This is a genomic window from Nocardia sp. CNY236 (genome assembly GCF_000482385.1).
Taxonomy (GTDB): Bacteria; Actinomycetota; Actinomycetes; order Mycobacteriales; family Mycobacteriaceae; genus Nocardia.
Map to the genome: position 1 here is coordinate 1 of NZ_AXVD01000007.1, position 19,982 is coordinate 19,982.

The following is a 19,982-nucleotide window of genomic DNA, read 5'->3' on the forward strand; positions in this document are numbered from 1 at the left end:
CGCCGCTCGAGGAACCGCTTACGCCACTTACCCACCGTCGGAAGCGAAACACGCTCCCGCGCCGCGACATCCGTATTCGACAACCCCTCCGCACACGCCAGCACGATCCTCGACCGCTGCGCCAACGCCTGCGCCGACTTCCGCCGACGCACCCACCCGGTGAGCACCTTCCGCTCCTCCTCGGTCAACACCAACGGCTGTCTCGGACGTCCACGCTCGGCCACAACCACAAGCATCGTCATCCCGGGATCCAGCCGCACGCCGACACGCCGCCTATACAGAAAATAGATAATAAATTCCTGGCGCGGCACACTAGGTCATGACTTCATTTCTCGCACAGCGATTGTCGACTGTGGACGTGTCTGTGCAGTCTCCGATGGTCATAGTTGGCCGTTCCGGTGACCGCGCAACACCTGCGCCGGTGCGTTCACACCGGCGCAGGTGACTCAGCTCGAGCTGTCGACCAGCTCACCGATAGGCAAAGGCGGGAGCGCGCGGACCAGGGTCATCATCGCGCTGCAGTACGCGTTCCGGGCAGAGCTCCCCGGGTCGTGGCCGCAGACGAAAGCGCCCGTCTTGTCGTAGTTCCAGGAGGCTCCGCGGTAGGACCATGTCAGACCATCTTCGGAGGGACCGAATGGGCACTGCCTCGGCCCCACACCCGGGCAGGATCCTTCGACGCCCCACGGGCCAACAGGATAGGCCATCGCCTGTGGTGCACCGGGGAGCACGAGTGCCGCGGTCACCGCCGCGGCGGTGAGCAAGTATTTGATGGGCGAGTTCACGTGGCCTCCTGCGTATCGAGTACGAAACCCTCTGCATTCCTATCGTTTCCATAGAACCCCTGTTACCTGCTCCAGAGGTGCTGCCCACGGCTTCTCTCGGCGATCCACTCGGGGCCACGAGCGGAAGCGGCGTCTCCCGGCCTCGTCGACGTCGCCGTGGAGCCGGATCCAGACGTCTCCGAGAAACTCCGTAACGGGATTTCGGTGATGCACGATAGTCCGACCACAGCAGGCGGATAGCAATGGCAAGTGAACTGGCAATCCGAGTAGGTGCGGCTCCACTTGGCCGGCTTTCCCCACCAGATCATTCTGAGATGCGTTGACAACCACGATGAATGGGGGAACGAGCATCGAGAACCGGTAAACAACACAGCCTGGCAAGAACTGATCGACGAGAGGCTCGACTATCGATGTCGGCCTGAGTCGCTGTACGACAAAACCATTCACCATGATCACGAATATTTCAAGATCGGCGGTAATACTATGCGAAAATCATTTGGACACAAGGGCCTGATGGGAATCATTGCCATCTCGTCTCTCACCGCGGCAACTCTCGCTGCCGCGCCGAGCGTCGCCGCGGCGCCGAACCCGCCAGGCGAAGAGCTATGTACCATCAACTATCTCACACCGGACGACTTCACGGTCCATGCATCGACCAAGGTGTTCGTCACCCAGGACGGTGACGGATCGATCGATGTGATCGCACGGACGAATGCCCAATCGGAAACTCCCTACAGCCAGCAGTTCTCGGTGGTTTGGTCGAACCTCGATACCGGACTGAGCGGCGTGGACAACGTCACGGCCGTGGTGCAGGGACGGAGAAACATCTTGTCCATCCCTGATATCCCCACCGAACCGGGGCGAATTCCGTTGGTACTCGGCGTTTCGAACACTGGAACAAATCCGAACCACGTAACGTCTGGTGACTGCGGAGCGCTATATGTAGTGAGGTAATCCCTCGTCGTCGGTCCGCAACCGGTAGAGCGCGACAGGTAGGCCCGGACAGCCGTACTTCTCGGCTGTTCGGGCCGCACTGCTCGCTGCCGTGTATACAGATGGTGGGTTTCCCTGCGTGGGGATACGGCTCATCCTCGCGACGAGATCTGCTGGACGCCCCAGCTATTGCCGTCGGGGTCTTCGAAGAAGACGAATCCGACGTTGTCGAGGGGATCTGCTGTGGGCGAGGGGTTTTCTCCAACGACCTGGACGTCGGTGACCGCGACGCCGCGCGCCGCCAGTTCTTTGTGTGCTTGCTCGATGTCGGGTACAACCAGTTGGAGGCCCTTGACGGAGCCGGGTTCCATGTTCGGGACTGCGCCTTCACCGATGACTATGGAGCAACCGGAGCCCGGAGGCGTCAGTTGCACGATGCGCACGCCGTCGGCGATCTTCGTGTCGTGGTCAACAGTGAATCCCAGTCGCTGGCTGTAGAAATCCTTCGCCCGATCGACATCCGATACAGGGACGACGACGACCTCGAGGGTCCAGTTCATGGCGCTTCCTTTCCGATGAGTACGAACCTCTGCAGTACTGACGGCCCAACGCCGCGATATTCATCGTCCTCCGGTGTGTCGTGGCCACCGGAAAATTCCCGGAGCGGTTGACAAAGGGTGTTTCTACCGACAGTCTCCTCGCATGTATACGATTGCGCTTTGTTGAGCGCGTTGGGTGGTCGGTACGTCCGCTGCCCCGGGAAGGTACGCGGTCTCGGCATCCACCGCCTCGGGCTGCCGGGCCACGGCGGCCCCGCTCCGGGAGCCGGAACGCGCTGGCCGCAAGGCCGACGATCGTGACAGGAGGGTGATGCGGGCGATTTTGCTCCGAGCAGTCGGCGGCGGACTTCGTAGGCAGCGCCGCCGAGGACGACGGCGCGCCGGATGTGGCGGACGCGCTGCGCCGACAGCGGGCGTAGGCACGCAGTGAACCCCAGTTCGTTTTCCGACGTCGACATGAGGTGACGGCAATGGCTCCTGACTACGGCATCGCCGTGTGGTCCACCGAGCGGTGGCGGGCCGCCGCGGTCGAGTGGGCCGAGTTGCAACTCGGCGTAGCTGGCATCAGACGTACTGGCCCGGCGACCCAACCGCATCTGCGCCCGTGGGGTACCGTCCTGCAGATTCCGACCACTGGTGGGACGTACTGGCTCAAGGCGCCCGGGCCGCTGACCACCTTCGAGATCGGCCTATACGAGGTCTTCTCCGAAGTCTGCCCCGACCGGACGCTGACCGCGTTGGCCTCCGACACCCGGCGCGGCCTGCTACTGCTGCCCGACGGCGGGCCGGTGCTCGGTGATCGGCTACAGGGCGAGGACCTGGTCCAGGCGCTGACGGAGGCGCTACCCCGGTACGCCTGCCTGCAACGCGACCTGAGCGCGCACGTGCCCCGACTGCTGGAGGTCGGCGTAGCCGACATGCGGCCCGAACGGATGCCCGATCGTCTCACGGAGGCACTGCACACGGTGGGTGCCTACATCGAGCGGCACGGCGAGCGCGCCGACCGACAGACGCTCGCCGACATCACGGCCATGCGGGACGAGTTCGGCTCCTGGTGCGCCGAACTGGGAGACAGCCGAGTACCGGCCAGTCTCGACCACGGCGACCTGCATCTATGGAACATCTTCGAATCCACTGCGACCGCGGGCGGCCGAACGGCGTTCTACGACTGGGGCGACAGCGTGGTCACCCACCCGTTCGCCAGCATGCTGGTCGGAATCGGCACAGTGCGGCAGTTCCTCGAGGTCGGTGACGACGATCCGGCGGTGCTGCGGGTCCGGGACGCCTACCTGGATGCCTTCACCGACCTCGCCCCGCGGGAGACGCTGCTGCGCGAACTCGACCTGGCCTGTCGATTGGCCAAGGTGAGCAGGGCGCTGACATGGGACAGGTCCCTACAGGCACAGGGCTACGACGAAGCCGGTCGCTTCGGCCGTGCGCCACTGGACTCGCTCGAGGCGCTGCTGAACTCCTCGCCCTTCCATCTCACCGCTTGACGACGATCCGGGACGTGGAGCTGTTTCGACCTCGGCAACGAAAACTCGAGAAGATCCCGCCGCTTGTCGCTCGTCAGCGCTTCTCGGCCACGATCCGCCAGTTGAGGTCGGCAATCTTTGCCCGCTCGGCCTGATTCCAGGCCTTGCCACCGGTCTGCAGTAGCTCGAGCGACTCCTCGACCCACGGCGGCATGATCCGCGCTTTTTCCAGCCCGCGAATCACCTTGCGTACCTGACGAATGAGGTTGGCCTTCTGGTCGCACAAGGGCCATGCCTCACTCTTCGACGGCGCCGACAGCACGATGTGGAAGCCCGCTCGTTCCAACGCTGCACAGACGTCTGCGGGGTACAGCGATTGCGTCGCTGCGAGCGTGGGAAGGAAGAGTTTGTGCAGAGCGACGTGTTCTTCGTTGTCCCAATCGAAGTACGGCGTCAGTAGGTATTCCGAGCAGGCGTAGCGCGCACCGGGCGCGAGGACCCGGTACATCTCCCGAGCGTGGGCGTCCAGCTCGTCCTTCTTGAAGAACGGCCAGACGGCTTGGAAGGAGAAGCAGCCGTCGAAGGACTCGGACTCGTAGTCGAGAGGCTTGTGGTGATCGCCGAACTCGAAGTGCAGCCGATCGCTCATGCCACATCGGGCCGCCCATGCAGTGGCGTTCTCGAGCTGATTCGGATCGATGTTGTAGCCCGAGACCTGCCCTCCGGTGAGGGTGGCGAAGTGGTGCGAGATGCGTCCGCGCCCGCACCCCATATCGAGCAGGTGGGAGTTGGCAGGGTCCTTCAGGGCCAGGTCCTTCAGCACCGACTTCTCGATCAAGATCTGATTGTCGTAGAGCCCTTTCGTCTCGTCGAGCATCGGCGGGATGTAGAGCTTCTCCAGGTCGAACACCGACAGCATGTTGTTGAGGACCTTGTAGTAGTCCGCCACTGCCCTCGTCTCGTCAGCGGTTTCGGTAGCTGCGCCCGCCTGCATGCGCTGGAGGAACTGAAACGCGTCGATGGCCGACCGTTTGTCTTCGTCCGACAGTGTCGCGAGTCGCCTGACCCCCGTCGCCGCGGTCTTGATCCGGTACCAGTCCACGTGCACGCCCTTCGACAATGTCCTATCGACCCGAGTCCAAACTAATACGTGTTCTAGTTTTGCGGGTTCGAATCGTCACATTGTCGATGCGGCGAAGGGATCGCCATGCTCGGACCGACCTGGATGAGAGGGTGCCGTTTGCGCCGTTCACCGCCGTTCACAGCACCCTGAGCAGCCCCATTGCCGGCAGCAGAAGTGTGCGGTGACCTACAGTCCGATCGCCTCGGCAGCTGTATCCGCGGTGTGCCACCGGCGTAGCTCCGCGCCGTCGGCCCACGTCGAATGGGTACCGCTGGAGATGCGCTCCGGCAGTCTGAGTTTGCATACCGGACCATCCGAGACCCGGGCGGCGTCGAGTACTACGCAGTACGAGGCATCCGCATTCATATCGGTGGTCAGAGTGATCAGGTAGCCATCGTCCTCACCGGTACTGCCGATGCGTGGCGCCATCGCGGTCTCGCTGCCATAGACACCGTCGCCGAACGACATCCGCTCTTCGGTGCCGGTCAGCAGGTCGTGGCGCACCAACCCATCGAAGAGGAACCAGCCCGGCTTCCCGGTGGCCGCCCACGTATACCGGTAGGGCTGCCCCGCATGTTGGCTGTTGATCATGCCGAACTCGGTGATCGTGTCGGTGAGCCGCTCTTCTTTCACCTGTCCGGTTGTGAGGTTCAACCGCCAGCGGTGCAGGCGGGTTTGCATGCGATCCAGAGCCAGGAAGCGAAAGGCGCGCTCCCATTTACTGCCCGTACCGGTATCGGCCGGGTTGGGATCGCCTTGGAAGAATCCGTCCAGAACGATCTCGTCACCGTCCTCATAGGCGTTGGTGAAATGCAGCACATAGGTCGGATCAGCTTCGAACCAGCGGATCTCACTGGTCTGCCCCCGCCGCGGGATGACCGCGAAACGGGAGGGGATGTCGCGGTGCAACCGAGGACGGTGCAGTCCTTTCGCGAGCGCCTCGGTGGGCCAGAACATCGGGAAGTCGTTGAGGATTGCATAGTTTTCGGTGAAGGCCATGTCATGGGGCAGCCGCGGTCCAGGAAGTGGGATGTCGACATAGTGCGCCAAGGTGTTGTCGGCGTCGACGACGCCGTAGTGCATGAACGGATCCTGCTTGCTGTAGTTGAAGAACAACAGTTCGCCGGTGCGGTCGTCGACCTTCGGATGCGCCGATACGCCCCACTCGAATGGGAATGCACCGCCCCAAGTCTGCTTGCCCTTCGTCTCGGCGGTATAGGGATCGAGCCGGTAGAGGTCGCCGCACATGTAGAAACTGGTCAGCGCCATGCCTCGATGGACGATCACATCGGTGCTCGAAGCGTCCTTCATCCGTCCGCGCGCACCCCAACCGTGATCCTTCTTGGCCAGGTCCGGCGGCTCCGAGACTCCGGCCCATAATGCCGATCCTGCCTCGGTCTCGGCCATCAAGCCATCGGTACGCACGAACCGGTTGCGATAGAAGGCCTTTCCGTGCCGGAAGCCCACCAGATGGATCATTCCATCACCATCGAACGGGTGATAGTTCTTCAGCGAAGGATGCACCGGGTTCTCGGTATTGCGCAGATACACGCCATCGAGGTCGGCGGGGATCTCGCCTTCGACGACGTCGAGGTCGTCGGCGCGCCACTCGGTCGCTTGCGGCCGCCACGGGCCGGTTCGGTACGGGTGATCGTCATCCTCTGGCAGAGTGGACAATAGTCGTCCGACGATTTCGACATCCATGGTGAGGTCCTCTCCTTCGACCCTCAGGCGACCGGCGCGCTGCCGACGACGAAACTGACTGTGGTGGCGGTACTCCCGCCGATATTGAGTGTGCCGAACGTACGCGCACCCTCGACCTGGTAGTCCCCAGCCGTACCGGCCACTTGCCGACTGGCATCGAGCAGCATCCGCACCCCCGACGCGCCGACCGGATGACCGCCGCCGATCAAGCCTCCGCTGGGGTTGATCGGCAACTGGCCGCCGGGTGCGATGTCCCCGTTCTCGATCGCCTTCCATGATTCGCCTGGACCGGTGAGGCCGATATGGTCGATCGCGAGATACTCACTGGCAGTGAAGCAATCATGGGTCTCCAACCCGTCGAGACCAGCGAGATCGATGCTGGCGCGGTCGAAGGCGTCGAGGACCGCTCGCCGCACATGCGGCATGACGTACGGCCCGCCGCGGGAACGGTTCAGTTTCTGCTCCAGCGGTAGACCCACAGTCCGGTGGCCCCAGCCGAGCAGCCGTGCCCACGGCTGCATCTGCGGGTTTCGGCACAGGTATTCATCGGTGACGAGCACGACTCCCGCGCCGCCATCGGTGATCTGGCTGCAATCGAAGCGGCGCAATCGCCCTTCCACGACCGGATTGTCCTCGCCGGGGGCTCCGGATGTCAGCGGTGGCACCTCCCAGTCGCGGGTCTGCGCGCATGGATTACGACGGGCATTGGCGAAATTGAGCTCGGCGATCGCCCGCAGATGCGCATCGTCGAGCCCGAATCGTTGCGCGTATTCCTCGGCGATCCGGCTGAACATCGACGGCCACACGAACTTCACGTCGTGGCCCTCGTGCCCGGCCCATGCAGCGGCGCCCAGATACTGGGCGCCGGTATCGCCGGGAACGGTCTTCTCCAACTCCACTCCGACGACCAACGCGGTGTCATAGGACCCTGCCCGCAGATCGGCCATAGCCGAGAGCAGCGCGATGCTGCCCGAAGCGCACGCGGCCTCGTGCCGGGATGCGGGCACTTCCCACAGGTCCTCGCGCACCGTGGCGGGCAGAGCACCCATGTGTGCTTGACCGGTGAACAACTCCCCGAAGGCGTTGCCGACGTGTACGACGTCGATCCGATCGCCGGGCATCCGGGCTGCTTCCAGGGTGCCGTCCACCACCTCGCGGGTCAGATCCGCGGCGTCCTTTCCCTCACGGGTCAGGTTTCGGGCGAAATCGCTTTGATAGCCAGCCAATACCCAGATATCGGTGCTGGTCATGAACACTCCCTTGCGTTCTCGACGGTTTCCGCGCATGTGAGGCAACCGGAAGGGCTTGGCAAAGCCTCGCCATCAAGCTACAACTAACAGAGTAACTATGTCGAAATATAGCAGCTGTTGGATCCCAAGGAGCCCCGAATGGCCGGTATCGCGCCGATCGCACCCGCGGACGCCCTCGTCCTCGACTACGTCCGGACGCCCCGCGGGCGTGGATCTGCCAAAGGGTCGTTGTCCGGCCACACCCCGATCGACCTCGTCATCCACCTGCAGCGCGACCTCGCGCGGCGCAATGCGCTGGATGTCGAACTGGTCGAGGATGTCGTCCTGGGGTGCGCCTCCCAGGTAGACGACCAAGGCGGCAATCTCGCCCGCACCGCGACGCTGCTGTCCGGATGGGGTGAGCGGGCTGCGGGCGCCACCGTCAATCGGTTCTGTGCCTCCGGCGCCGACGCCGTCGGGCAGACTGCCGCGCGCATACGCGCCGGCGATGTGGGTCTCGCCGTCGCGGGTGGGGTCGAGAGCGTTTCCCGCGTGCCGCTGTTCGCCGACCGAGGCCCACTGTGGTCCGACCCCGCGACGGTCCGTGGCATCGGCTCCATCCATATGGGTGTCGCAGCCGACCTCAATGCCACCATCGAGGGGTTCACCCGCGCCGAACTCGACAGCTACGGCGTGGAAACACAGCGCAAGGCTGCTGATGCTCGAGCGCGCGGCGCTTTCGCCCGTTGCCTGGTTCCCGTGCCGGCGGACGCGCACACGCGCGGTTTGGATCATGACGAACTCGTCCGCCCCGCGACCACCCTGGACGGACTGGCCGAGCTGAAACCGGCGTTCGCGGACCTCGGCGCAGGGGGGCAGGATGCGATCGCCCTCGACGCCAATCCGGTGGTCGACCGGATAGACCACCTACACACCGTGGGCACATCACCCGCCATGGCCGACGCCGCGGCATTGCTGCTGCTCGGTGACAGTGCGGCCGCCGACCGCACCGGCCTACGGCCCCGGGCCCGGATCGTCGCCGCGGCCAGCGCAGCCGTCAACCCGGTCATCATGCTCACCGCCGGTCAGAGCGCGATCGATATGGTCTTGGCCCGAGCCGGTCTCACCGCGGCGGATATCGATGTCTTCGAATTCGCCGAAGCCTTCTCTGCGATGTGTCTTCGGCTGCGGCGCGATCTCGATGCCGGGCCGGACCGGCTCAACCCGAACGGCGGCACGATGGCAATGGGACATGCCTTCGGCGCCACTGGCGCGATCCTCGTCGGCGGGTGTGTCGAAGCCTTGGAGGAACGCGAAGGCCGTTACGGTGTCGCAGCGGTGTCCGGTGCGGCCGGGGTGGGCGTCGCCCTGCTCATCGAGCGGCTGGACGATTCCGGGGCTCGGATGCCGTGATCGGTGGACCAGGGGTAGTCGGTCACTGGCACCACGTGGCCTGTGGGCGGCATATGGTGTAGCCCTTGCCGTCGAGGCGGATCATCTGCGAAGAGTTGTGCCTGTTGGCGGCGTCGCGTGCTGTTTCCTGGTCTTGGTCTCGGTGGTAGTCCCGGATGGCGTTGTCGTGCTGGTTGTTCATGTGTGGGTTGCGGTCCTGATGACGCAAACCCATGGGGTCCGTATGGGGTCATAGCCACCAGTCCGCGCCTTGGCCCACCGGGGCGCGCTTCGGACACCTTGCAGCGCAATCGGGTACACCACGACCGAATCCGTCACAGGGAAGACCGATCCGAGTGGCACGGCATCGCAAGACGATCACACAGATCAGTTGGTGCGTGTGGCGTGCACGGCCCAACACGGAATATGCACGAGGTGGTTTTCGAGCAGCGGTCCGATGACGTGGAGTTGATCTCGCACCGGCGCCATCGTCGACGCCCATTCGTGCTCGCTCTGCTGGAACAGCCAGGTGAAGAACTCGGGAACCAAGCGGTCTTGATATGTGGTGGTCCCTATATAGTCGACACGCCAGCCCGATGCGGGAAGCACCCGCTCGAAACTCTCGGCCGACAGCCCCGGCAACTGCACACCGTTGACGTTGTGACGCCCGAATTCGAACAGATACAGCCGCGCTCCTGGTCTGGTCGCTCGATGCAAGGCTTGTGCGTAGACGATCTGGGTGTCTTCGTCGTCCATGAATGTGTGATAGCATCCGGCATCGACCACGGTGTCGAATCGATTCTCGTACCCGTCGAGTCGGGTCACATCGCCCAGTTGGAAGTTCACTCTCACCTCGGCAATCCGCGCATTGTGTTCGGCTCGCTCGATCGCTGCTGGTGAAGCGTCGATTCCCGTGGCGGAGTAGCCTTTCGCTGCGTAGTAGATCGCATGGTGGCCTGGACCGGTCCCCGGGTCGAGCACCTCGCCGCGCACGGCGCCATGGGCCACCAACTCCTGCACCACCGGTTGTGGACGACCGATATCCCATGGAATCAACGCCGGCAGCGCCTCGCGTGACCGCTCTTCGCCGTACACCTGTTCGAACGTCGGCTTTACAGTTTCGCTGGACACCCTGCACCTCGATTCTGGTGGCGATCCCGAAACAAAAACAGGAAATACTTCTCAATATCTATAAGCGATATTTTGCCATTTTAGGACCACAGTCGAATTCCTTCCAGTTCTCGTCGGGTAGAGATACGCAAGATGTGGAGTGCGCGACGAACTGCCCCTTCGCGAAGAATTCGTTTCCGCAGATATATTGCGCGAAAGCTGCTACCCAGCAACAGATTCGACGAACGATCGGCCACGCGCAGCTCCGAACTCAGGACAGTTGATCGTCATCTCTACCGAAATATGTGCGCCGGAACTACATGAACCAGCGCAGAAGCTGGAGAACTGCGCATTCGTGCGCACTTCGGGGTACCCGCCAGGGCCGAACGACCTACACCTGTCGATGAACCTGGTCCGCAAGAATGGGCTGCGCCGTGGTGACTCGGTCACCGGCGTTGCCCGAATCGTTCGCGACAGTGACAACAGCGAAGGCAAACATCGACAGAAGTTCAACCCTCTGGTCCGGCTGGACACGATCAATGGCGACAACGTCGAGTCCTTCCGAGCGCGACCGAATTTCAGCACGGCGCTGTACCCGCCGAAGCGGTTTCTCGGCGCAGCGCGCCACATCGAGGACGGCGGTTCGCTGACGATCATCGCGACGGCCTTGGTGGAGACCGGATCGACGGGCGACACGGTAATTTTCGAAGAGTTCAAGGGCACCAGCAACGCTGAGCTCAAACTCGACCGTCGAATCGCTGAACGGCGCGTGTTCCCGGCGGTCGACATGTATCCGTCCAGTACCCGAAAAGACCAGCTGCTCATGTCGGTCGAGGAGTATTCGAACGTACACACGCTACGAAGTGTGCTCGCCGAACTCGATGCGCGTCAGGCGCTCGAACTGTTGATCAGCCGCCTCGAGAAGACTCGAGACAACGCCGAGTTCCTGCTGCAGGTGCACCGGACGGCGCCGAACGATCGCGACACGCCACCCTGGACCGGCTGAACGAGCAGATGGCCGACGGACGAGTAACGTGCCCGCCGCTGCGACCGACAGTTATCTCGTGGGGCCGACCGGTCGGCCCCACGTTTCGCGGAATGATCGGCTGCCGCTGTAGTACACGGCAATCCTCCTACGTTCAGAAGGGTTCAACGATGAATAGCACGCTCCGGTACTTGACGGCTGCCACCTTCCTCACCGCGGGAATGGCCTTCGCCGCACCCGCCAACGCCAACCCGGACGGCCCTTGTCAGCTCGCGACGTCGAATGTGGGACCACGTACTTGCGTACAGACCAGCATGTACACCTCCCCGACATTCACGATGGGTGATGGGGTGTGCCTGGGCATGCTCACCACCGGCTTGTCGGCCTTCGACGGCCCGCTCATGGATCCTTCTGTGGCTCCTGGCGCGACACACTCCATCGCCCTGCGTATCGGGCAGGGCTACTCACCCATCGGTGATTGGGGCCCGACGTTGCTCGCCTGCAACATCACCGCCGTCGTCGACTGGCACAACCTCGATACCGGCCAGTCCGGGACCGTCTCGGGCTTCATCCCGGCGAGTCAACCCGCTTCCTCTCGAACCAACCTGGTCGCCCATACCGGCCCCGGCCGCGTGCAGCTCACCATCGGCACCGACCGCCGCAACATCCCTGCTGTGGCAGAGGTTTTCGTACCCTGACCGACACCCGACCGCACCGTGCCGACGAACTTCCCGGCACGGTGCGGTCGAGCCGGTAGAGGGTTCGACGACAACGACTCGGCGTCAGACGGCTCTCCATTGACAGGCAAGTAGAAACTTGCCTATTATTGGGCTCGTGGACGCTGACCCCGACCTGTTCAAGGCCATTGGCGACGCGACACGACGCATCATCCTGGACGAGCTGATCGACAACGACGGTCAGACGCTGTTCGAGATCTGCAGCCGACTGACCATGAAGCACGGCTTGGCTTCCTCGCGCCAAGCCATCTCGCAACACCTCGCCGTGCTCGAACAGGCTGGCCTGGTACATACCCGGCGTCAGGGCCGGTACAAGTTCCACTACATCGACACGATCCCGCTGCGCTCGATCATCGAGCGGTGGCCCATCGACCGAGAGGTACCATAACCGTGATCCGTATCCGCGTCACAAGCGTATTCGTCGACGACCAAACCAAAGCACTCGACTTCTACACCGAGAAACTGGGATTCATCAAGAAGACCGACGTGCCCGCCGGCGACGCGCGCTGGCTCACCGTGGTCTCCCCCGCCGCCTCGGATGGTGTCGAACTGCTGTTGGAGCCGGACAGCCATCCGGCAGTGGGTCCGTTCAAGCAAGCACTGGTCGCCGACGGCATCCCGTTCGCCCAGTTCACTGTCGATGATGTGCACGCCGAGGTCGAGCGATTGCAGGGGCTGGGTGTCGAGTTCACCCAAGGTGCGATCGACATGGGGCCAGTAGTCACTGCCGTCTTCGACGACACCTGCGGCAATCTGATCCAGATCGCCGCCATGAGGTAGTCGACCAACTCCGCAGACATCAGAAGTCGGTACCCGTTTCCACACCGCCTGTGGTCCAATCGACCGGTGATGATCTTCGCGCGCCGTTGGTGCTATCTGTCCTAGCGGCCGAAGACCCTGTGCGGCTGCCTCACCCGCGGCCTTGTCCTGTCTCGAGCGACGCTCGTTCCAGCCGTGCGAGGTGGCGTTGGAATAGAGGAAGGACAACCCGCCAATACCCGAGATCGACGAACAGTCGCCAGCCGAGAGCTTCGGACGAATTCTGGTCAGCTCTCGCTCGCTCGACGACCGAGGTCGAGCGCGGCAACCGATTTGTGCGATCCCACCAGCACCTCTACAAGTGGACCTTCTTCGCCGATCCTGAACAGCACCGGCTCCAGCGCCGTCACGCGGCCGAACGCTTCGCCGCCCATACTCGACACGACCTGAGCCGCTACGTTGCCGGACGGCTACCCCGGCTTCCCTTCCCCGACAATGATTTCGACCTGGTTCTCAGCTCGCACCTGCTGTTCAGCTATGCCCGGGATTTCGACTACGACTTTCACCGCCGCGCCTTGATCGAGCTGATGCGTGTCACCCATGGTGAGCTGCGTGTCTTCCCGCTCGTACCAATCGGTGCGGTCTCCCGCTACCCGCGTCTGGATGCGTTGCTCGCCGACCTACGCACGCACGCGATCGATGGCCGGATCATCGATGTCGACTACGAGTTCCAAGTGGGCGGAAACGAAATGCTGGTCTGTCGTTCGATCACCGATCGGTCAGCACCATGAACCGCGACCTCAACGGTCGGCCGCTGTCACCAAGTCCGATCGGCGACAGCGGCCGCCAACCGGAAAGGCATAGTTACCGAGGTATCCGACCTACACCGAAACCGAATTACGAAGCGACACGAACGGACTTCATAGCTCGCATGAAAGGTCGATGAACTCCCACTCGAACAACTGGTACCCAGGCCGTTCCCATGCAATGGTCTAGACCATGAGGTCACCGCAAGGGAAGTTTCTGAGCCACCTCGCGATCGCACTGGCTACCGCGTTGCCGGTGGCTGCGAGCCTGGCGACCACCGCACCCGCGCATGCCGATGCCGCCGTGAACAAGGTGGTGGTCATCGGACTGGATGGGGTGATGTACAAGAAGGTTCAGGAAGCGGAAGCCCCGAACCTCCTGAAGCTCGCCGCTGAGGGCACCCTCGGGCAAACGTCCATCGCCCCGCACATCACCATTTCCGGCCCGTCGTGGTCGACGGTGCTGACCGGGGTGTGGGACACCAAGCACGGCATCAAGAACAACAACGTCACCACCGCGCCGTTCGCGAAGTATCCGACGGTGTTCACCCAGGTGGAAAAGGCCGATCCGGGCCTGCGGACCGTGTCGATCGTCACCTGGCCGACCATCGGCATCATCGCGGGCGCCGGTGACCCGCACGCCGATGTGAACGTCCGCAGCCCGCAGCAGCCCAACGACCCCACCGGTGCGAAGATCGACGCCGTCACCGCCGACTCGAGCGCGGCCGCCATCGCGAACGAAGGGCCCGACTTCCTGTTCACCCACCTCGACCAGGTCGACGGGGCAGGCCACAGCCACGGAGGCGCCTCGACGGAGTACCTCGCCGCCGTCCGTAGCGTCGACACTCAGGTCGGCAAGATCGTCGCCGCCGTCGACGCGCGCGCCAAGGCATACCCCAATGAGCGGTGGAACATCCTGGTCACCACCGACCACGGGCACCGGCCCCTCGGCGGCCATGGCGGCCAATCCGCCGACGAGACAGCCAACTTCCTGATCGCCCGCGGACCCGCGTTCAAAGCGGGCGTGACCAACTCCAGCAACTCCCTCGTCGATATCACCCCAACCGCACTGGACCTGCTCGGCGTACCGCCGAGCCCCGATTTCGACGGCACGTCCGTCGTCAACGCCCCGAACCTTGGCTCGGCAGGCTGATCCGATTGCGCCCGATCGACCTCTCGTGGCGACCGGGCGTGGGCCAGATGGATCAGCGTGATCCCGGAGGTAGTGAGCCCGACCAGGATCCCGGCAACGACCAGGCCGTGAATGATCGTTGGCAGCAGTGTGTCGCGGGGGTTGGGTCCGTTGGTGAACAGCGGCTCGTTCGGGGTTGAGGAACATCGGTACAGAAATTGGCGCTAGCGGCGGCCGCGTACGAGCGGTTCGTCGGGGACCTGAGCCGCTCGGAGTTGGATGGCTTCTTCCTGTCCGGATGCGCCTTATGTCGGTGGCGCTGACCAAACCGCGGGTCCGTGACCGTAGTTGGGCCGTCACCCGCCGGATGGGGTGGCATGTACTGAAGCCCGGAGACCGGCTGACCCTGTACGGACTTGTTGGTTCGCCAAGCGCCGAGGTTGGACGGCGCTGGGTTATTGGATCTCGGTGAGCTTCCGCAGACTGTACGGTTCGACCAGGAGGTCCTCCAACGCCGCTAAAGCAACTTTCAGATGCGGCATCTCGAAGTGCATGGCCAAGGCCTCGACGCCAACCCAGTCCCCCATCAACGCAATTCGGGTCGGGTCGTCGTGATGCTGATAGAGTTCGGTGGCGATACAGCCCTCTTCGAGGCGAGTGGACTCGAGAAGCGTCAACAGCACCTCTTTCACCTCCTTTTCCCGACCTGGCTTTGCGACGAAACGGACATTGGTCACCAATGTTGACATGAGCGTCCTTTGCTACGTGCAGTTGACACAGAGATTCGGAATCGAGGACTTCTTCGTCCTGACCGACACCGTGTTCCAGCGTGTGAATGCAACTGACTGATAACGAAATACGTCCCCTTGAAGCGATCTTGTATAGTCTCGCACTGTCCGGATCCTACGACGCGCCCATCCACCTGGGTTCTGCCACCCGCTCACCGTCGCTACCCCCGGCGACTGCGGTGAACATCCAGGGTCAACAGATTCGTTGACAACAGCAATCCGGTTCTGTTCTTCTATCGTCCGCACCCACCATCAGGGTGGCACGCTGGGATCCAGCTCGGCGGTTTCTCCGGCGTCGAACTCGTCGATTTTGTTCTGGCGCACGGTGGTCGCCCAGCTCACCTGGCCCGGGCTGCCGGTCGGCTCCGACCAGCCCGCTGCACGGGCCTTGGCGGCGTTGTGTGCGTTGATGGCGTCGTACTCACCCATCGAACAATGGTGCACCCACCCACCAACAGAAGCCGGTCATCTGCTCTGGCACAAGCATTCTCGACCTTCCCATGGTGCTGATGAGGTCGAACCCATCCTGACGAACCGCCGCAGTCATGCATAGCGCTTATTGCCCACCGCTGAGTTGCTCGCGTAGCTGCTGCCTGGCCTGCTCGAGCAGTGCCCGGACATGGCCGTAGGCGGCCGGATAGTCGGCAGCGCTTGGTTCGGGCTGCCGAACAGGGCTCGTCCGTGGTTCGGGCACACCTCGGTACGCAGCCTGACCACGTACGCGAAGGTGTCGGCCGAAGCCCTCGGCCGGTGCCAGGCCCAGACCGACCCCGCCACACGGCGCCGCCGCTGACACGGGTACCCCCCAACATCTCAGAGTTCAGTTTCGTCGCCGGGTTGGGGCCACGCCAGTGTTGACGCGTCGACTGCTGGGCCGCAGGCCGAGGTTGACGCAACCCAATGGTTGCAATAATATTGCAACCATTGGGTTGCTATATATGGAGGTGGTTATGGGTTTTCCCGATCGCATCGAGCGGACGATCGAGCTGGCACATCCCCCGGTGAAGGTGTGGGCGGCGCTGACCACGGCCGAGGGGTTGGGCACGTGGTTCGGCAATGAGGCCGACATAGAGCTGCGCCCCGGCGGTAAGGCGTGGATGCGCTGGAACGAGGAGGGACACCGCGCGGACATGCGGGTGGAACGGGTGGAGAAACCGCACGTATTCGGGTTCACCTGGCATATCTTCGGGCTTCCCGAGGAGGATCCGCGCCGCACCTATGTGGAGTTCACGCTCGAGCCGGTGGCCGCAGGTACCCGACTGACCGTGGTCGAGACCGGTTTCGCTCAGCTTGCCGAGGACGCCTACAAGGCGGCGTTCGAGGGCAACATCCGCGGCTGGCAGAACGAGCTCGGTGAGCTGGCCAGCTACCTCGATGCGGCCTGACCAGGAGGCGATTGCCGAGCAGGTCTTTGTGTCCCTCGCGGACCCCAGCCGGCGCGCGATCCTCGCCGCGCTGGCGTCCTCCGGACCCGCCACGGCGACAGACCTGGCGGCCCGGCTGCCGATCACCCGGCAGGCGATCGCCAAACATTTGACGTTGCTGTCCGAGGCCGGTCTGGTGACCACGGAGCCGGGAGAGCGCCGCCGGGTGCGTTACCGACTCTGTTCCGCGCCGATGCAAGTGGCGCAACAATTCCTCGCTGCGCTGGCGCGAGACTGGGACGGCCCGCTCGACGCGTTGAAGAAGATCCTCGATCGAGACTGATCGATCCGAAACCGAACAGGAATATCACCATGCAGACACCGTCGATCGTTTCGCAGAACGAGTGGGAGGCAGCGCGTCTGGAGCTGCTGGTGAGAGAGAAGGAGGTGATGCGCGCCCACGACGCGCTGGCAGCCCAACGCCGCCGCATGCCGTGGCTGGCCGTCGACAAGCAGTACCTGTTCGACGGACCCGACGGCCCGGCGAGTCTGCTCGACCTGTTCCAGGGCCGCCGCCAGCTGATCGTCTACCGCGCATTCTTCGAGCCCGGCGTGGTCGGCTGGCCCGATCATGCCTGCCGCGGCTGCTCCATGATCGCCGACCACCTCGGCAATCTCGCGCACCTGAACGCCCGCGACACCACGCTCGCATTCGCCTCGCGCGCACCGCAACCCGAGATCGAGAACGTGAAGGCCCGGATGGGCTGGTCACCGATCCCCTGGTACACCCTTACCGACGAGTTCGACGTGGACTTCGGCGTCGACGAATGGCACGGAACCAACGCCTTCATCCGCGAAGGCGATCAGGTGTATCGCACGTATTTCATCAACCGGCGTGGCGACGAGTACTTCGGAAACACCTGGAGCTACCTGGACATGACGGCCCTCGGACGACAGGAGAACTGGGAGGATTCGCCCGAAGGCTACCCCCAGACACCACCTTACGAGTGGTGGAACTGGAGCGACCAATACGCTGCCGCGGTCGACGAGACCGGCTCGGAATGGCTGGGCAGGGTCGCCGCCATGGACAAGGGCGAAGCCAGCCGCCAGCAGAAGGAAGCACCGCACGACTGCTGTGCACACCCGGCGCAGTGATGGTCCACCCGTCGGTTCGGGCCCGGTCCCGAGTGGGCCGGGCCGAAGCGGCTCGGCGACTCTGCATGCCGCCTGCGACGGAACCCATTGCACCACAGCGTGGGTGGCCACGCTTGGGCCTTGACCAGCGACCGACAATCCAGATCGACGACGCGAGTGCCGTTGCCGGAAACGTGGGTGAACGACTCGATGAATCCAGGCACCCAGGACATGACCTCCAGGACGAGTTCAAACCGGCCATAGCCGCCCCATCGGGCACCACCACATGAAATGCGCCGCTCGATGTCGTTGCACGCTTGGCGCCGGATCGGGCGGATCTGCTCTGCGACCCCACTCCATTCTTGCTTATTGAGTTGAACTCAACTTATAGTATCGGCATGGGTGCTACCGAAACCTCGCGCGCCAGTGCTGCCCGCCGCAAATTGTTGACGGCGGCCGAACAGGAGTTGCGTGAGACAGGCGAGCTGGAGGTCGCCGCAGTGGCGCGGCGGGCCGGGGTCAGCGCCGGGCTTCCGTATCGGTACTTCGGAACACGGACAGGCCTGCTGATCGCGGTCCTCGACGCGTACTACGACAGGCTGGACGAGGCGGTTGCTCTCCGCATCTACGACGAACCCACCTGGGAGGGTCGGGAGCGGCATCGTATCCGTGATTGGGTCGAGTTCTTGTACGCCGAGCCGTTGGCGGCGATCGTCCTCGGAGGATTGGTCGGCGATGGGGAGGTGGTCGCGGCCAATACCACGCGGCTGAATCTGCTCATCGAAATCGGCTCCCGCAATATCGCTCGAGCTCAGCGCAGCGGCGAACTCGCCTCGACCCGCGACCCCGAATTCCTCGCCGCGGGGATCCTCGGCGGCACCCAAGCCGTGGTATCGGTAGCCCTGGCCCGGACTCCGCGCCCGACACCACAAACCGTCATCGACGAGCTCTGGGCGGTCGCCGCCGGAGCTGTAGGTCTCCCCCGAGCAGAAAGCAGCACACTATGAACGCCGACCACCTCTCCGGTGAGATTCGTACGATCACCGACGTCGACGACTTGAGCACCGATCTGGCACGCCGGCACAGAGCGACCACCAGCAGCGGCGCTACCGTCGATCAGGCCGTTGTCGGCGCGGATATGGCCGCACTCGCCCGCGATGGATATGTGATCCTGAAAGACCTGATCACACCACAGGACTGCGAGCGGATTCGCGCTGCGGTCACCCCGCTGCTCGACCACACCGGCCGCAATACCTTCGAAGGCACACGAACTCAACGCGTCTACAGTGTGCTGGACAAGACCCGCGTGTGCGACCCACTGATCGACCACCCGCGGGTTCTCGCATTGCTGGATCGGCTGTTTTTGCCCAACTACCTACTCTCCCAACTCCAGGTCATCAACCTCTTGCCCGGCGAACGAGCGCAACTGCAGCACGCCGACGACGGCTTCTACCCGATTCCCCGGCCCCGCGCACCACTGAGTGCCGCCACTATCTGGGCCATCGACCCGTTCACCGACACCAACGGCGCCACCGTTGTCGTGCCCGGCAGTCACAGCTGGGGCGAGGATCGTCGACCCACCCCATCCGACACCCACATCAAGGCGGAAATGCCGCCGGGGTCATGCGTGTTCTTCGTCGGCACCCTCTGGCATGGCGGCGGCGACAACGACTCGCCGAGCTCCCGCCTGGCCGTGACCGCCCAATACTGCGAACCCTGGCTACGCACTCAAGAGGCATTCACCATGTCCACCAGCCGCGACACCGCCCGCGCAGTCTCCGAAGACCTCCGTCGCATGCTCGGCTACAGCGTCCACCCGCCATTCATCGGCGCAGTCGACGGTCTGCACCCCAAACGCCTACTCGAAAACGACTGAGTTCTGCGCCTCGGCGAAAAGTGGTGGCCGCGGAACGAAAACCCTTCGATGCGAACATTTCCCGAGCCTGGACCCGGCGTGGGACACTGG

At 63.6% G+C, this 19,982-nt stretch carries 23 protein-coding genes and 1 pseudogene; 14 read left to right on the forward strand and 10 right to left on the reverse strand.

All coding sequences use genetic code 11. The features are described 5' to 3' along the window. Both K940_RS0106060 and K940_RS0106065 read right to left on the reverse strand, forming a co-directional pair. Positions 1 to 242, reverse strand: a 242-nt coding sequence (locus tag K940_RS0106060) for a helix-turn-helix domain-containing protein (protein WP_028477000.1), incomplete at its 3' end; no start/stop codon positions are given. Between the two features lie 204 nt (positions 243 to 446). Next, positions 447 to 785 carry a hypothetical protein gene (locus K940_RS0106065; protein ID WP_028476809.1) on the reverse strand — a complete coding sequence of 113 codons (339 nt, stop codon included), beginning with the start codon at positions 783 to 785 and terminating at the stop codon, positions 447 to 449. 282 nt (positions 786 to 1,067) lie between these two features. On the opposite strand from K940_RS0106065, the gene K940_RS30660 reads away from it, so the two are divergent. Further along, positions 1,068 to 1,739, forward strand: coding sequence for a hypothetical protein (locus tag K940_RS30660; RefSeq protein WP_155980759.1), 672 nt, complete (start codon positions 1,068 to 1,070; stop codon positions 1,737 to 1,739). A 131-nt stretch (positions 1,740 to 1,870) separates the two neighbouring features. Here the strand turns inward: K940_RS30660 and K940_RS0106075 are convergent, their stop codons facing one another. Beyond that, complete coding sequence (locus K940_RS0106075; RefSeq protein WP_028476810.1) at positions 1,871 to 2,278, reverse strand: VOC family protein; 408 nt, start codon at positions 2,276 to 2,278, stop codon at positions 1,871 to 1,873. Between the two features lie 470 nt (positions 2,279 to 2,748). On the opposite strand from K940_RS0106075, the gene K940_RS0106080 reads away from it, so the two are divergent. Continuing rightward, entirely contained in the window at positions 2,749 to 3,774 is a 1,026-nt protein-coding gene (locus tag K940_RS0106080) for a phosphotransferase (protein ID WP_028476811.1), read from the forward strand. Between the two features lie 73 nt (positions 3,775 to 3,847). Here K940_RS0106080 and K940_RS0106085 read toward each other — a convergent pair whose 3' ends face one another. The 3 genes from K940_RS0106085 to K940_RS0106095 all read right to left on the reverse strand — a co-directional run bounded on the left by K940_RS0106085 (position 3,848) and on the right by K940_RS0106095 (position 7,830). Further along, positions 3,848 to 4,861, reverse strand: coding sequence for a class I SAM-dependent methyltransferase (locus K940_RS0106085; protein WP_231390270.1), 1,014 nt, complete (start codon positions 4,859 to 4,861; stop codon positions 3,848 to 3,850). 201 nt (positions 4,862 to 5,062) lie between these two features. After that, positions 5,063 to 6,580: a carotenoid oxygenase family protein gene (locus K940_RS0106090; protein WP_028476813.1), complete on the reverse strand. Its 1,518-nt coding sequence runs from the start codon at positions 6,578 to 6,580 to the stop codon at positions 5,063 to 5,065. A 23-nt stretch (positions 6,581 to 6,603) separates the two neighbouring features. After that, positions 6,604 to 7,830, reverse strand: a complete 1,227-nt coding sequence (locus K940_RS0106095; RefSeq protein WP_028476814.1) for an acetyl-CoA acetyltransferase — start codon at positions 7,828 to 7,830, stop codon at positions 6,604 to 6,606. A 138-nt stretch (positions 7,831 to 7,968) separates the two neighbouring features. Here K940_RS0106095 and K940_RS0106100 point away from each other — a divergent pair, with 138 nt between their 5' ends. Beyond that, positions 7,969 to 9,222, forward strand: coding sequence for an acetyl-CoA C-acyltransferase (locus K940_RS0106100; protein ID WP_036527708.1), 1,254 nt, complete (start codon positions 7,969 to 7,971; stop codon positions 9,220 to 9,222). A 22-nt stretch (positions 9,223 to 9,244) separates the two neighbouring features. On the opposite strand, the gene K940_RS0106105 is transcribed toward K940_RS0106100, so the two are convergent. Together K940_RS0106105 and K940_RS0106110 are read right to left on the reverse strand one after the other, a co-directional pair. Continuing rightward, positions 9,245 to 9,436, reverse strand: coding sequence for a hypothetical protein (locus K940_RS0106105; RefSeq protein ID WP_028476816.1), 192 nt, complete (start codon positions 9,434 to 9,436; stop codon positions 9,245 to 9,247). Positions 9,437 to 9,588: 152 nt separating this feature from the next. Next, positions 9,589 to 10,332 carry a class I SAM-dependent methyltransferase gene (locus K940_RS0106110; RefSeq protein ID WP_028476817.1) on the reverse strand — a complete coding sequence of 248 codons (744 nt, stop codon included), beginning with the start codon at positions 10,330 to 10,332 and terminating at the stop codon, positions 9,589 to 9,591. A 316-nt stretch (positions 10,333 to 10,648) separates the two neighbouring features. Here K940_RS0106110 and K940_RS27115 point away from each other — a divergent pair. From K940_RS27115 to K940_RS27125, 6 genes and pseudogenes are all read left to right on the forward strand, one after another. Beyond that, positions 10,649 to 11,317: pseudogene (locus K940_RS27115) on the forward strand (hypothetical protein); the annotation flags it as partial. Between the two features lie 149 nt (positions 11,318 to 11,466). Next, positions 11,467 to 11,994 carry a hypothetical protein gene (locus K940_RS0106125; RefSeq protein WP_231390271.1) on the forward strand — a complete coding sequence of 176 codons (528 nt, stop codon included), beginning with the start codon at positions 11,467 to 11,469 and terminating at the stop codon, positions 11,992 to 11,994. Positions 11,995 to 12,121: 127 nt separating this feature from the next. Further along, entirely contained in the window at positions 12,122 to 12,421 is a 300-nt protein-coding gene (locus K940_RS0106130; RefSeq protein WP_196812126.1) for a helix-turn-helix transcriptional regulator, read from the forward strand. A 5-nt stretch (positions 12,422 to 12,426) separates the two neighbouring features. Then, positions 12,427 to 12,813, forward strand: coding sequence for a VOC family protein (locus K940_RS0106135; protein ID WP_196812127.1), 387 nt, complete (start codon positions 12,427 to 12,429; stop codon positions 12,811 to 12,813). A 314-nt stretch (positions 12,814 to 13,127) separates the two neighbouring features. After that, positions 13,128 to 13,583, forward strand: a complete 456-nt coding sequence (locus K940_RS33475; RefSeq protein WP_051406936.1) for a methyltransferase domain-containing protein — start codon at positions 13,128 to 13,130, stop codon at positions 13,581 to 13,583. A gap of 208 nt (positions 13,584 to 13,791) precedes the next feature. Continuing rightward, positions 13,792 to 14,751: an alkaline phosphatase family protein gene (locus K940_RS27125; RefSeq protein ID WP_051406937.1), complete on the forward strand. Its 960-nt coding sequence runs from the start codon at positions 13,792 to 13,794 to the stop codon at positions 14,749 to 14,751. 434 nt (positions 14,752 to 15,185) lie between these two features. Here K940_RS27125 and K940_RS0106150 read toward each other — a convergent pair whose 3' ends face one another. Next, positions 15,186 to 15,479, reverse strand: a complete 294-nt coding sequence (locus K940_RS0106150; RefSeq protein ID WP_028476822.1) for a putative quinol monooxygenase — start codon at positions 15,477 to 15,479, stop codon at positions 15,186 to 15,188. A gap of 291 nt (positions 15,480 to 15,770) precedes the next feature. Beyond that, complete coding sequence (locus K940_RS32220) at positions 15,771 to 15,947, reverse strand: hypothetical protein (protein WP_155980760.1); 177 nt, start codon at positions 15,945 to 15,947, stop codon at positions 15,771 to 15,773. 521 nt (positions 15,948 to 16,468) lie between these two features. Here K940_RS32220 and K940_RS0106170 point away from each other — a divergent pair. From K940_RS0106170 to K940_RS0106190, 5 genes are all read left to right on the forward strand, one after another. Further along, the gene (locus K940_RS0106170) at positions 16,469 to 16,903 is read left to right on the forward strand and encodes an SRPBCC domain-containing protein (RefSeq protein ID WP_028476823.1); all 435 of its coding nucleotides are present in this window, start codon (positions 16,469 to 16,471) and stop codon (positions 16,901 to 16,903) included. Beyond that, positions 16,893 to 17,225 (forward strand): helix-turn-helix transcriptional regulator, encoded by a 333-nt coding sequence (locus K940_RS0106175; protein ID WP_028476824.1) that lies wholly within the window; start codon positions 16,893 to 16,895, stop codon positions 17,223 to 17,225. Before K940_RS0106170 ends, K940_RS0106175 begins: the two co-directional genes overlap by 11 nt. A gap of 29 nt (positions 17,226 to 17,254) precedes the next feature. Continuing rightward, the gene (locus tag K940_RS27130; protein WP_036527713.1) at positions 17,255 to 18,037 is read left to right on the forward strand and encodes a DUF899 domain-containing protein; all 783 of its coding nucleotides are present in this window, start codon (positions 17,255 to 17,257) and stop codon (positions 18,035 to 18,037) included. A gap of 377 nt (positions 18,038 to 18,414) precedes the next feature. Next, the gene (locus K940_RS0106185; protein WP_028476825.1) at positions 18,415 to 19,023 is read left to right on the forward strand and encodes a TetR/AcrR family transcriptional regulator; all 609 of its coding nucleotides are present in this window, start codon (positions 18,415 to 18,417) and stop codon (positions 19,021 to 19,023) included. After that, positions 19,020 to 19,892, forward strand: a complete 873-nt coding sequence (locus K940_RS0106190; RefSeq protein ID WP_028476826.1) for a phytanoyl-CoA dioxygenase family protein — start codon at positions 19,020 to 19,022, stop codon at positions 19,890 to 19,892. Before K940_RS0106185 ends, K940_RS0106190 begins: the two co-directional genes overlap by 4 nt. The last annotated feature ends 90 nt before the right edge of the window (positions 19,893 to 19,982 follow it).